The organism is Paenibacillus sp. FSL M7-1455 (assembly GCF_038004655.1).
In the GTDB taxonomy this organism is placed as follows: domain Bacteria; phylum Bacillota; class Bacilli; order Paenibacillales; family Paenibacillaceae; genus Paenibacillus_AQ; species Paenibacillus_AQ cookii.
Genome location: NZ_JBBORO010000001.1, coordinates 4,210,474 through 4,223,321, shown reverse-complemented (window position 1 = coordinate 4,223,321; position 12,848 = coordinate 4,210,474). Strand labels below are relative to the sequence as shown.

Annotated in this window: 12 protein-coding genes; 10 read left to right on the top strand and 2 right to left on the bottom strand. The window is 56.4% G+C overall.

The genetic code is table 11. The features are described 5' to 3' along the window. The first annotated feature begins 339 nt into the window (after positions 1 to 339). The 4 genes from NYE48_RS19525 to NYE48_RS19510 all read left to right on the top strand — a co-directional run bounded on the left by NYE48_RS19525 (position 340) and on the right by NYE48_RS19510 (position 3,987). A complete protein-coding gene (locus NYE48_RS19525) occupies positions 340 to 516 on the top strand; it encodes a hypothetical protein (protein WP_340999743.1) in 177 nt (58 codons plus the stop codon). Positions 517 to 751: 235 nt separating this feature from the next. After that, positions 752 to 1,729 carry a metallophosphoesterase family protein gene (locus tag NYE48_RS19520; protein WP_340999742.1) on the top strand — a complete coding sequence of 326 codons (978 nt, stop codon included), beginning with the start codon at positions 752 to 754 and terminating at the stop codon, positions 1,727 to 1,729. 276 nt (positions 1,730 to 2,005) lie between these two features. Continuing rightward, positions 2,006 to 2,974: an ABC transporter permease gene (locus NYE48_RS19515; RefSeq protein WP_340999741.1), complete on the top strand. Its 969-nt coding sequence runs from the start codon at positions 2,006 to 2,008 to the stop codon at positions 2,972 to 2,974. 191 nt (positions 2,975 to 3,165) lie between these two features. Beyond that, the gene (locus NYE48_RS19510; RefSeq protein ID WP_340999740.1) at positions 3,166 to 3,987 is read left to right on the top strand and encodes an SDR family NAD(P)-dependent oxidoreductase; all 822 of its coding nucleotides are present in this window, start codon (positions 3,166 to 3,168) and stop codon (positions 3,985 to 3,987) included. Between the two features lie 79 nt (positions 3,988 to 4,066). On the opposite strand, the gene NYE48_RS19505 is transcribed toward NYE48_RS19510, so the two are convergent. Both NYE48_RS19505 and NYE48_RS19500 read right to left on the bottom strand, forming a co-directional pair. Next, positions 4,067 to 4,420 (bottom strand): LytTR family transcriptional regulator DNA-binding domain-containing protein, encoded by a 354-nt coding sequence (locus tag NYE48_RS19505; RefSeq protein WP_036715185.1) that lies wholly within the window; start codon positions 4,418 to 4,420, stop codon positions 4,067 to 4,069. A 188-nt stretch (positions 4,421 to 4,608) separates the two neighbouring features. Continuing rightward, the gene (locus NYE48_RS19500; protein ID WP_036715184.1) at positions 4,609 to 5,682 is read right to left on the bottom strand and encodes a M42 family metallopeptidase; all 1,074 of its coding nucleotides are present in this window, start codon (positions 5,680 to 5,682) and stop codon (positions 4,609 to 4,611) included. Between the two features lie 481 nt (positions 5,683 to 6,163). On the opposite strand from NYE48_RS19500, the gene spoVAC reads away from it, so the two are divergent. The 6 genes from spoVAC (at position 6,164) to NYE48_RS19470 (ending at position 12,787) form a co-directional block, all read left to right on the top strand. Further along, positions 6,164 to 6,664 (top strand): stage V sporulation protein AC, encoded by a 501-nt coding sequence (gene spoVAC / locus NYE48_RS19495; protein WP_036715183.1) that lies wholly within the window; start codon positions 6,164 to 6,166, stop codon positions 6,662 to 6,664. Continuing rightward, positions 6,661 to 7,674 (top strand): stage V sporulation protein AD, encoded by a 1,014-nt coding sequence (spoVAD, locus tag NYE48_RS19490; RefSeq protein ID WP_212947284.1) that lies wholly within the window; start codon positions 6,661 to 6,663, stop codon positions 7,672 to 7,674. Before spoVAC ends, spoVAD begins: the two co-directional genes overlap by 4 nt. A 1-nt stretch (position 7,675) precedes the next feature. Next, positions 7,676 to 8,026, top strand: coding sequence for a stage V sporulation protein AE (spoVAE, locus tag NYE48_RS19485; RefSeq protein WP_036715182.1), 351 nt, complete (start codon positions 7,676 to 7,678; stop codon positions 8,024 to 8,026). Positions 8,027 to 8,358: 332 nt separating this feature from the next. Further along, positions 8,359 to 9,315, top strand: coding sequence for an AAA family ATPase (locus tag NYE48_RS19480; protein ID WP_036715180.1), 957 nt, complete (start codon positions 8,359 to 8,361; stop codon positions 9,313 to 9,315). A 5-nt stretch (positions 9,316 to 9,320) separates the two neighbouring features. Further along, on the top strand, positions 9,321 to 10,565 hold the full coding sequence (locus tag NYE48_RS19475) for a DUF58 domain-containing protein (protein WP_340999739.1): 1,245 nt from the start codon (positions 9,321 to 9,323) through the stop codon (positions 10,563 to 10,565). Further along, positions 10,562 to 12,787 carry a transglutaminase TgpA family protein gene (locus tag NYE48_RS19470; RefSeq protein WP_212947282.1) on the top strand — a complete coding sequence of 742 codons (2,226 nt, stop codon included), beginning with the start codon at positions 10,562 to 10,564 and terminating at the stop codon, positions 12,785 to 12,787. The genes NYE48_RS19475 and NYE48_RS19470 overlap by 4 nt, the downstream gene beginning before the upstream one ends. The last annotated feature ends 61 nt before the right edge of the window (positions 12,788 to 12,848 follow it).

Here is a 12,848-nt window from a genome sequence, read left to right as displayed (position 1 = left end):
TTTTTGGGGAAATGATCTTCCACTGTCCCGCCGCCGCTTGGACCCGGAGTTACCCTGCCGGCCGGCGAGGCGTTCGACACGTTCCGGACGTTTGAGCTGGTTCATGACAGCACGGACCTTGAGCGCAAGGGGCTTGCTCAAAAAAAGGATGTACCGCGTTTTGGCCCCTTGGGTCGAAGACAATCCGATTTTCATGCACGTCATGAGCGACAGGGCGGAGGAAGTGCGGGCGGCCATCGACCAATGCGCCGAGGTCGGCTTCGAAATTGATCTTGTCTTTCGGAAGCTGGCTTTGACAGGGCGATCACCGATTTTTACAAATGGTGCAGGGGAAGCGGCGTGTACCTTAACGTGCCGGATTGGTATTTTCTGAACGGCTCGAACAAAACGGGCATGGGATACCGCGAAGTCAACTGGGACTTGCCGAGGGAAAGGCAGCTGATGTTGGCCCGGCAGAATATTTTTGACGGAACATGGAAAAAACGCCGAGCATGGGCTGGATGTTCGTCCCTCTGATGCCTTATCATGGAGGTGGCGCCGAAGCGATTTTGGAGCCGCTTTCCGAACCGATCTCCAGACCGTCTGCCGCAGCAATATACCGGATGAACGGATGCTGCTTTGATCCGCGAGCAGGAAGGCGCGGCCGTCCTTGATCGGCTGGAATGCACCCCTATGCAGGAACGAAGGCAAGGCGCAACCGGCATAAAACATGCCGCAAAAATCCATAGCAAGAACGGAGGCTGGCCGCAAGATGGACAAAAACTTGAAATTCCGCAAGGACGGCACGTTTGTCATCGTGCAATTTACGGACGTCGAGTTTATCGACGAATTTGACGTCGATCCCGATTCCCCCAAACTGGATGCGGAAACAAAAAGCTTGATGGAGATGGTCATCCGGGAGGAGCAGCCCGATTTGATCGTGTTCACCGGAGACGTCATCGCGAGCGCAAGGACGAAAGACCCGATGGCGTCGTTCCGCAAGGCCGTAGCCGTCGCCGAAAACAGCGGCATTCCGTGGGCCGCGGTATTCGGCAACCATGATTCGGAAGGGATCGTCGCCCGGGCCGAGATGCACCGGCTGCAGCTGGAGCACCAATACTGCGTCGCCAAGGAAGATCCGCCGGGGATCAGCGGGGCGGGAAACTTTACGTTAACCGTCATGAACGACCGCGGCGAAGCGGGAGCTGCGCTTTATTTTCTCGACAGCGGCGATTATTCCCCGTTCGGCGGGTACGATTGGATCCGCAGGGACCAGATCGATTGGTACGTATCGGAATCGAAGGCGTTAACCGGGCAAAACGGCGGGACGCCGCTGCCTGCGCTCGCTTTTTTCCATATTCCGCTGCCTGAGTACAACGAGGTGTGGGAAACGGAAGTATGCCACGGTCATCGTTTGGACGGCACCTGCTCCGCCCCGCGGTTCAATTCGGGGATGTTTGCGGCGATGCTCGAAATGGGCGACGTGATGGGCACTTTCGTCGGGCACGACCATGCCAACGATTTTTGCGGCACGCTGCACGGCATCCGGCTTTGTTACGGCAGGGCGACCAAATACGTCAGCTACGTGGGCGGGGAACGGAAGGACCATTTCCCGACGGGGGCCCGGGTCATTCAATTGAAAGCGGGGGAACGGGATTTTGCGACCTGGATCCGCCAAAACGACGGGACCGTCGTATACGGGCAGCCGGAGCATCAACCCGAAGGAAAAGGGGTTAAATCGTCGTCGTAATAACGGACTTTATTGATGCCGTTTTTTAGTTGCCCGCTCCGTGTCGCCGGAGGGTAAACACATCAAAAAAAGGCGCGCGGAATTTGAATGTCCGCCGCCTTTTGTCGCGCATCCGCCTGCTGACCCGACTTACTCCGGTCATGCAGCCGCTGCCGCAAAAGCCGCCGGTTTCTGCAGAACTTTGTCTTTAGGTTTGCGCGATCTTGGTGTATCCTACTAATATGTGGAAGTTGATAGAGTGACTTTTCAGAGGAAAGGAGCTTGAAGGCACCCCGTATGTGGAAGTACATCCTTTTTCGGACGGTGCAATCCGTTGTCGTGCTGTTTGCCGTTTCATCTGTTGCGTTCGTCCTCATGCATCTCATGCCGGGAAATCCCTGGGCGAGCATCGGCATGACCGAAGAGCAATATAAGTGGGTGGATGAGCAGAAGCATCTTCATGGGCTGGACCTGCCGCTTTACGAGCAGTATTTTCGCTGGTTGAAGGGACTTGCAAAAGGGTATCTGGGCGTCGACTATAACTTTGTTCCGATCGGCGATTACATTTGGTGGAATGCCAAAAACAGCTTTTTCCTTTTGGGCATCGCATGGCTCCTTACGCTTTTGGTCGCCATCCCGTGGGGAATACATAACAGCACCAAACCATACGGAGTTTCGGACAGAACGGCATTGTTTTTAAGCGTGATCGGATTCAGCGTTCCCGGCTTCGTGCTTGGTTATTGGCTGCAGCAGATTTTTTCGATGCAGCTTTTATGGCTGCCCCCGAGCGGCATGCACACGCCTTCCAAAGAGGGAGAGTTATGGGATTTGATCCAGCACATGATTCTTCCTGTGGCTACCTTGGCGATCGGCATGCTCGCTTATTATTTGAAGTTTGTCCGCGACGGCATGATGGAGGTGTTGGATGACGGTTTTCTGATGACGGCGCGGGCGAAAGGAGCCTCGGAGCGAAGAGTCATCTACGTCCATGCGCTCAAAAATGCGCTCATTCCCGTCATCACGCTCATCGCGCTGGACATTCCCGTCCTAATCAGCGGATCGGCCATCGTCGAGAACGTATTCAATTGGCCGGGCCTGGGCACGTTGATGGTCACCTCCGCCTTGAAGCGCAACTTCCCCGTTTTGATCGCGATCATCATGATCGTTTCGGGGGTTGTCGTTTTAGCCAACTGGGCGGCGGACATGCTGTATACGTTGGTGGATCCGCGAGTGCGGGCGACGGGCAAAAAAAGCATGGCAAAATAAAGGAAAAGCCGGTTTGGGCGGCGGGAGGCTCGCCCGGACCGGTTTTTCGTTCGCCTTGAATTTGATCAAATAACCATGTTTGACATTTTCTTCTTTATGCGTTTTGATCAGTATAGAGCATCCTTGGATCACGCTAACGTGTATTCTAAACATCGGTCTTGATATTGAAGCACGAGAAGGAGGCGTAAATCATGGAGCATCACGATCAGGCAAAGACGGCCAAAAAAACGGCCCTCGTTACGGGGGGCAGCCGGGGCATCGGGCGCGGCATCGCGCTTGCGTTGGCGCAAGCGGGATACGAAATCATGATCACCCATTACCGGGATGACGCCATGGCCGAACAGACCGCGGAGGAAATCGAAAAATTATCCGGCCGGGCGTGTGTCGTGCGCGAAGGCGATTTGACGGAAGCGGACGAAGCGGTGGAAACGGCGGCGGAAGCGGTGCGCACGATGGGGCAAATCGACTGCCTGATCAATAACGCGGGCGTCGGGATGTACGCTTCGATTACGGAACTGCCGCTGGAACATCTGGATTATACGATGCGGCTGAACTTCCGTGCCCCGATGCTGCTTATGCGGGAGGTTTCGAAGCATATGATCGCGGCCGGACGCGGAGGAAACATCGTCAACATCCTCTCGACGCACGCCGAACGGGCGTATCCCGGAGACGCCGTATACGGAGGGATCAAAGCGGCGCTCAAGCGGGCGGCCGAATCCGTCGCGCTGGATCTGTCGCCGTACCGCATCCGGGTCAATTGCATCGCTCCCGGCGGCATCCTCGTCCGGGACCCGGAACCTTCCGTAGACCAAATGGGCTCCCTCGTTCCGCTCGGCCGGATCGGCATGCCGGAGGATATCGGCCTGGCGGCGCTTTGGCTTGTCTCCGAGCAGGCTTCCTATATTACGGGAATCACGATCCGGATCGACGGGGGACTGATCCTGCCGGGTATGCCGGAGGACGGAAAAAGCTCGTGGGGATATCGGAAAGTGGAACCTTTCCGGGTCAATTGACATCATCCGTTCATGAAAAAACGGCAGTCTCCCGGTTGGGGGGGCTGCCGTTTGGCGCTTCACGAAACCGGACCCGGGTTCATTGCTTGGGCAACGCGATGTCGGGAGCGCTTGGCATGCGGCGTTTGATTTGGTCCAAAATCCGCCGGGAAACCGTAATCGTGCGCGGGTAGGCGAATTCGTCCCGGAAATGCAGCGTAGTGCCGTCGATATTTGTAATTTTGTTCACATTGACGTAGAGGTTTGAGGCGGCGCGGACGAAATTGGGCTGGGATTTGAGCGAAGCGAGTTCTGCGGAGGACAGTCTTTTTTTTATGATGTAGTTCCTGCCGTGGAAAATAACCTGCTCCTGTGCGCCGGTTTTGAAGAAAAAGGCGTCGGTGACCGGATCGAAATCGTAATATTCGGTAATCACCTTATCGTTTTGGTTCATCTTGCAAAAGCCCCCTTTAGAAGATGATAGCTGTTAGCGCTTTCATTTTATCATATTTTTGGGCGGTGTATGCTATTTTTTTGTGAATTTTATGATTTTTTTTGTAAGCTTGGACAAAATCGGCCGATGCCAAACAAAAAACCGTCCTTCGTTCGTAACGAATCGATCGGACGGTTTCTTTGGCGATACTACGCGTTTTCCAAAATCGTATTTAACGTCGTGCGGTCAAGGCCCTTCACCAGTTTGATCAAAAGCTCCTTCGCCGCGTCGTAATCGTCGGTGTGGATGATCGAGGACGACGTATGGATGTACCGGGAGCAGATGCCGATGACGGTCGACGGCACGCCGATGCCGCTCAAATGGACCTGCCCGGCGTCGGTGCCCCCCTGCGACACGAAATACTGGTATTTGATCTTATGGGTGTCGGCGGTATCCTGGACGTATTCGACCAGGCCGCGGTGCGTCAGCATCGACGGGTCGAAAATGCGAAGAAGCACACCTTGCCCGATGTGGCCGAAGGCGCTTTTGTCCCCTGTCATGTCATTGGCGGCGCTTGCGTCAAGAGCGAAAAAGATGTCGGGCTGGATCAGGTTGGCGGACGTCCGCGCACCGCGCAGTCCAAGCTCTTCCTGTACCGTCGCGCCGCAATATAGCGTGTTCGGAAGCTTTTCCTTGTGCAGCGCCTCCAGCAGCTCGACGGCAAGGCCTACGCCGTAACGGTTATCCCACGCTTTGGCCATGATTTTTTTCGGATTGGAAAGCGGGGTGAATTCGCAAATCGGCACGATTTGCTGCCCGGGACGGATGCCGAACGATTCCGCATCCTCGCGGTTGTCCGCGCCCACGTCGATGTACATCGCTTTGATGTCCACCGGCTTGCTGCGCTGCGATTCGTCCAGCAGATGCGTCGGAATCGAGCCGACGACGCCGATCACGGGTCCGTTTGGCGTCATGATCTGCAGACGCTGGGCCAATACGGCCTGGCTCCACCATCCCCCCAGCGGCTGGAAACGGATCATCCCGGCGTCGGTAATGCCCGTTACCATGAAGCCGACTTCGTCAAAATGGCCTGCCACCATCACCTTCGGTCCCTGCTCGTCGCCGCGGAGCACGCCGAACAAGCTGCCGAGACGGTCTTGAACGAATTCCTGCGTATACGGGGCCATCAAATCCTTGACGTATGCCCGAAGTTCTTTTTCGAAGCCCGAAGCGGCCGGAAATTCCGTCAGCTTGCGGAATAAGTCCATCGTTTTTTGGTCCATGCTTTTGATCTCCTTTGCGCTTTGCTATCCGGATGGATGCCATCCTCATTTCTTATGTACTTCCCATTTTTATAGTATGAACTCCGCGAAGCGGATTGTCCATGTTGCCGCGGTGAAGCACCTCCCGCTTTTTCCCGAATACGATAGATATAGATGAACGCCCTGATCAGGTGCAGAAGGGAGCATCGTGCCATGGAGTTCATACAGATGAACAAAGCGGTCATCCTTGTTTGCGTACTTCTTATTTTGCTTGTCATCGTTTTGATGTGTTTCTGATTGCCGCTTTGGCGGAATGAAGCTTTTGGCGTAAACGGCTGCCCGTGAAGCTTGCGAGGCGGCTGTTCGCCGTCAGGAAGCATTTGCGCAAAATACATAACTATCCTTCGCATGACAAATAATAAGCCACATCGAGGGCATTCCGACACAGCCGGACCGCGTATTTTTCCGTGAGCCCGAAAAAGAGGAAGAGGGGGTATCGCATTTGCCTGCGAGCACTAAAAAAGGCGCCAAATTTTCGCTGGACAACCTTTCGAGCCAAGATTACAAAAGCATAGCGCAAAAACACGAGCCGAAGCGGAGCATATTCAAAAATTGCATTTTGGCTTTTCTGATCGGCGGGGGCATCTGTTTGCTCGGACAAGCGATTCAGCAAGCTTTTATGGCTTTGTTCGACATGTCGACGAAGGAAGCGGCAAGTCCGACGGTCGCGGTGCTGATCATAATTTCCGTGATCCTGACGAGCTGCGGGGTGTATGACAAAATCGCCCAGGTCGCCGGGGCGGGGACCGCGGTTCCCGTTACGGGATTCGCCAACTCGATGTGCTCCGCCGCCTTGGAACACAAAGCCGAAGGATACGTCCTCGGCGTAGGCGCCAATATGTTCAAGCTGGCCGGATCCGTCATCGTGTTCGGCACCGTCGCCGCATTTTTTGTGGGGCTGGTATACGCCATTTTCGGGCTGGAGGGAGTGCATCACCAATGAAGCTCAAGGGTCAGACTTGGGAGTTTCAGGCGAAACCCCGCATCCTTGCAAGCGCGACGGTGGTAGGCCCCGAAGAAGGCCAGGGACCGCTGGCCTCCGATTTTGACTATATTTACGATAATCTCGAAATCAACGAAAAAACGTGGGAAAAAGCCGAACGAAAGCTGCTGGAGCAGGCCTCCCAGCTGGCTGTCGTCAAGGCGGGGCTGACGAAGGAGCAAATCCAGTTTTTCATCGGCGGCGACCTGATGAACCAGATCATCAGCAGCACGTTTGCGGCAAGGACGCTCGGAGCTCCTTATTTGGGCGTGTTCGGAGCCTGCTCCACCTCGATGGAAAGTTTGGCGCTTGCGGCGCTGCTCGTCGATTCCGGGGCTGCCGAACGGGTGCTGGCCGGAACGACAAGCCATAACTGCACGGCGGAGAAACAGTTCCGCTACCCCACGGAATACGGGTCGCAAAAACCGCCCACCGCGCAATATACCGTGACGGGCTCCGGCTGCGGCATCGTCGGCAAAAGCGGGAACGGACCGGTCATCGCCAGGGCAACCATCGGCAGGGTCATGGATTTGGGAGTCAAAGACCCGTTCAACATGGGGGCGGCGATGGCGCCGGCGGCAGCGGACACGATCGAAGCCCATTTTCGGGATACCGGATTGACGCCGGGACATTACGACCTGATCGTTACCGGGGACCTTGCATCCGTAGGCCTACCGATCGCCAAGGAGCTTTTGCAAAAAGCGGGCGTCCCCATGGATGAGACGGAGTTCGGCGATTGCGGCCTGATGGTATACGACCGTCAAAACCAGACTTACGTGAGGGCCGGGGGCAGCGGCTGCGGCTGTTCCGCCGTCGTCGCTTACGGACATCTGCTGAAAAAAATGGCCAATAAAGAACTTAAAAAGGTGCTCGTCGTGGCGACGGGAGCGCTGCTGTCCCCGCTGTCCTACCAGCAGGGAGAAAGCATTCCTTGCATCGCCCATGCCGTGGCGCTGGAAATGGAGGATTGACATGCAATTTTTATGGGCATTTATCATCGGGGGATTAATTTGCGTCATCGGGCAAATCATGATGGACGCGTTCAAGCTGACGCCGGCGCACACGATGAGCACGCTGGTGGTGGCCGGGGCGGTCGCGGACGGGTTCGGCCTGTACGACCCTCTGGTCAAATTCGCCGGCGCCGGAGCGTCGGTTCCGATTACGAGCTTTGGAAGCTCGCTTGTGCACGGCGCGCTGTCGGAGCTGCAAAGGGACGGCTGGGTCGGGATCGTGACCGGGATTTTCGAGGTGACAAGCGCCGGGATATCGGCCGCGATCATTTTCTCGTTTTTGGCAGCCTTGATCGTCCGTCCGCGCGGATAACCGCCGTGTTTTTCAAAACTCAACAGCAACGGCAAAGGGCTCTCCCTAGCAGCGTTCGAACTGCAGGGCGAGCCTTTTTTGCGTTGCGCGATAGGAGCAGGGGAGCGATTTGGGCGAGCCGGGATTTTTTGTTTCTTGATGCGTTCTTAGGCCCGGGGGAAGGGGAATGTCGAGGTATACGACGAATTTAGGAGTCCTGCACAATATACATTTCGGGAAAGGATCATGTACAATGTAAGATATATGCTTCTTATCTCAAGATTTAGCAATATTCGATGAACGATCATTCCCTTAATCCAACGATAACGAACGAAATAAGGAGGCACGGATCTATGCCCGTAAGCAGCGAATCCCTGCAAACCATTGCAGCCTTAAGAACGAACCTTGAATCCTGCATCTTAGGCAAAGCCTTTGAAATCCAGCTCTTGCTTACTGCTCTCCTGGCAGAAGGGCATATCCTGATCGAAGACGTCCCGGGAACGGGCAAAACCCAAATGATCAAGGCGCTGGCCAGATCCATGAGCGGCGATTACCGACGGGTGCAGTGCAATCCCGATATTCTCCCGAGCGACATTACCGGCGTATCGGTATTCCATCCCCGCGAAGAGAGGTTCTTTTTCCGTCCGGGGCCGGTCATGACGAACATTTTGCTTGCCGACGAAATCAACCGCGCGACGACAAAAACGCAGTCGGCCCTGCTTGAAGTCATGGAAGAACGGAACGTGACGGTGGACGGGGAAACGTACGAACTTCCCAAACCGTTTATGCTGTGCGCGACCCAAAACCCGATCGATTTTGAAGGAACATACATGCTGCCGGAGGCGCAGCTCGACCGGTTCATGATGAAAATCAGCCTGGGCTACCCGGATGCGGCGACAGAGCGAAACCTTCTCCTGAAGCATAAGCAGGGGCAGCCCGTCGACCAATTGCAGCCGGTAACCCGCATGGACGCCATCGCGGAGCTTCAAAAGGAAGTCCGGAACGTGTTCATCGACGAAGCCGTTGCCGACTATCTCCTGAACATCGTCCGCGCGACCCGCAAGCATCCTTCCGTCATGCTGGGCGCCAGCCCGCGCGCTTCGTTGTCCCTGATGATGGCGGGCAAAGCCTATGCATTCATCCAGCAAAGGGATTTCGTGCTGCCCGATGACATCAAGGTGCTTTCGCCTTTCGTCCTTTCCCACCGCATCATCCTGCGTCCGGAATCCCGCCTCGATCACGTCAGCGCGGAATCGGTCGTGAAACAGATTTTGCAGCAGGTTCATGTGCCTGTGGCTTTGGAGCGCTGATCGGAATGAAGGCGCTGCTGACGACCTTAAGACCGATTTTGCGGAATGTCCGTTTCTGGATCGTGCTTGCGGTATGGGCTGCCAGCCTGCTGTTCGTGCTGTTTCAAGGCGGGAAAACGTCGCTGATGCTCCTTGTCATGATCTCCGTCCTTGTCGCGTATTTGATCGCCGGCGGACTTGGCGGCATCCGGCGGGTGCACGGGCGGCGGACCCTCTCCGCCGGGCTCGAGCCGGACCACACGCTGCAGGCGGGCGAGCAGGTGAAGGTAAGCCTGAACTTTGCCGTGCCGGGATTTTTGCCGATGCCGTACGTGGTGATCCGCGAAGTGATGAAAAGGCACAACGGGGAAACGTGGTCGTTCGAGGAAAGCGTCATCCCCGATTTTCGCGGCGGCGGCGAGCTGGTATTCCAAACGCCGCCGCTGGAGCGGGGGAGGTACTATTTCACCGAAACCCAGTGCGTGACCGAGGATATCTTCGGCTTCGTCGAACATAAAGGCACGTTCCATGTGCCCGGACAATTTCGGGTGTTTCCGCGCACGGTGCCCATCCCGGGCTGGCAGATGATCGACCGGAATTCCAGGCTTGCCGGGCCGCAGCGGTCGATCGCTTCCCGCCGGGAAACGACGCAGATCAACGGCGTCAGGGACTATGTCTACGGGGACCGGATTTCGCGGATCCATTGGAATGCCACGGCCAAAACCGGATCCTGGAAATCGAAGGAATTCGAATACGATTCGGTGCCCAAAATCATGATCGCGCTGGACGCGATCTCCGGGCATTACGCTTCGGACAAGCAGTTTGAGCTCGCCGTGTCGACCGCGGCCTCGCTCATTCATTACGCCATGCAAAAGAGGCTGTGCCTCGGGCTGCTGACGGCGGGAGAGCCGACGAAAATGTTCGTTCCGAGCGAAAATCCGGGCGAACTTCAGCGGATGATGCATCATCTGGTGGACGTGACGCCGGACGGTTTCGGCGAACTTCAACCCAAGCTGGAGAAACATGCGCGGATCATCCCGTCCGGCTGCCTGCTCGTCCTGATCAGCCCGGCAAGCGGCGGCAAAACGCTGGAAACGCTGCGTTGGGCCGGAACGCGCGGGTTTACCCCTTCCCATATCCTGGTCGGTTCGTCCGGCGATGCCGGCAAGGAAAACGGCTGGGTTTCGATGCTTAAAGCGGCGGGAACGTTCGGCTGCGCCGTTGCCGACTTAAAGGATCTGCCCGCGGCATTGGGAGGAGGAGTGGCATGAGCGACTGGCTGTCTTTTGCGAAAAAATCGCTGTTTTATTCCTTGTCCATGTTTTGGATTTGGATCATAGGCCAGCAATGGATCTTTTTTATGGATTTTACGTGGTTCGAGGAAACCAAATCGATCGTATGGCTGACGATCACGTTCGTTGCCGTCGCGGAAATGCTGCTTCCTATTAAAAGGATATACCGCGTTGTGCTTGAAGCCGTCGTCATTTTATACCTCATTCACCGGGAGCTTGTCCGGTATTGGGTGTACACGCCTTCCGGCTCTTTGGCGGACAGGATCCGGCAGTACATCGAACATATGTCGCCTTACGTCTGGATTGCGCTCGGAGCTTGGCTGCTGATGGTGCTCAGCGCATCGCTTGTCGGCACGAAGCGCAGGATCCTTCTTTTTTCGGGGATGAACGTGATCGCGTTTTGTATTTTGGATTCCTTCACGCCCGTTAACCTATGGCAAGAGGTGGCATGGACGGTTTTCGCTTCGCTCGGCTGGCTCGTCAGCGAGCATTTCCGCCGGTTCCAGGCCCGTTTTCCGGCCGGATGGCGGCGCCTGCGGAAGTACCCGGCCAAAATCCTGATCCATGCGGCCGTTTTGTTTTCCGTCATGTTCATCGCCGGCGTCAGCATGCCGAACGTTCCTCCGACGTTGACCGACCCGTATACCGCTTGGATCGATACTTCGGGCGGAGCGGGGGGCGCGTCCGATGTCAGCGGCGAGCTCGATTCCGCCAAAGAGAGCAGTTCCTCGGGCTACAGCCGAAACGACAGCCGTTTGGGCGGAGGATTTAATTTCGACTATTCCCCCGTCATGCTGGTTCAATCCGACAAACGCGGCTATTGGCGCGGCGAGACGAGGCAGATTTACACGGGCAACGGCTGGTCGGACCAGGGCGGCAAAGGCGGCTACGAGGAAGTGGAAGCGGGAGAGCCGCTTCCGAGCGAAACCCCGCAAGCCCCCGAAACCGAAAAGCTGGAGCAGACGGTGACGATGCTTAGCGATCAGGTTTATCCCGTGCTGTTCGGCGCTTACCATGTGTCCCAGCTCAAAAGCGTCGACAACGCGGATGGGGGAAAATTGCTGTGGGACCCGCAGCAGTCGGCCCTGCACTGGACCACCTCGACCAAACAGCCGGAATATCCGAAAACGTATACGGTCGTTTCGGAGATCCCGGTCGTTCCGGAGGATGAAATCCGCCGCAAAACGTTTAAGCAGCTCTACGGCGACCATGGCGTCGACGACAGCTACCTGCAGATTCCGAGGGACTTTCCGGAACGGACGCGCAAGCTTGCGGAGCAGGTGACGGCTTCGGCGGATACGCCGTATGAAAAAATCGGTTTGCTGCAAAACTACCTGATAAACAATTTCCGGTATACGAACCAGCCCGATTTGTCCGCCAAAACGAGCAAGGATTTCGTGGACGGCTTTTTGTTCGAAGTGAAGGAAGGGTACTGCGATTACTTCTCCACTTCCATGGTGATGATGGCCCGTTCGCTTCACATTCCCGCTCGCTGGGTCAAAGGGTATGCTCCCGGCATGCAGCAAGCGGATTCGGACATGATGAACCGCCAGGGCGGCGATTTTCCGGACGGCGGGACCTATACCGTAACCAATGCCGATGCCCACTCCTGGGCGGAAATTTATTTCGGCCCTTACGGCTGGATTCCGGTCGAAGCGACGCCCGGCTTTAATATGCCGCTGCTTACGCATGCGGAAGACAGCAAGCCCGTCACCGTTCCGGAGGCCGTCGAGGAGCAGGAGCCCGAGGTGCAGAAGGACGTGCAACCCGCGGAAACCGCACCGCAGCCGTCCGGCATTTCCGGCGCGGTCGTTCTCTGGACCACGATTCTGATCGTCGCCTTGTTTGCCGCATATTCCGCATGGCTGCTGCGGATTCCGCTCCGCTTCCTGCTCGTGGGCTTCCGGACGGGCCGGAAACTGACGCCGGACCAGAAGGTCGTCGTTTTGACGGAGCGGTGGCTCCGGAAACTGAAGCGCAAAGGAATCCGCAGGGATTCGCACGAAACGCTGCGGGAATCGGTCAAAAGATGGAACAAGGACATGCCTGCATTGGCTCCTTCCCTGAACCGGCTGCTGGCGCTGTTCGAGAAGGCAAGATACAGCCCCGCGGCCGTCACCGAAGACGAATGGAAACAAGTGCACATGGTCAGCCGGGAGCTTTGGGATGCGTTCAAAAAGACGCAGGATTTTGCGGCATGACACGCGGGTTTATACCTGGCGCCCTCGCGGGCGCTTTCTTTTTGGAAAAGCCCGGAAACGG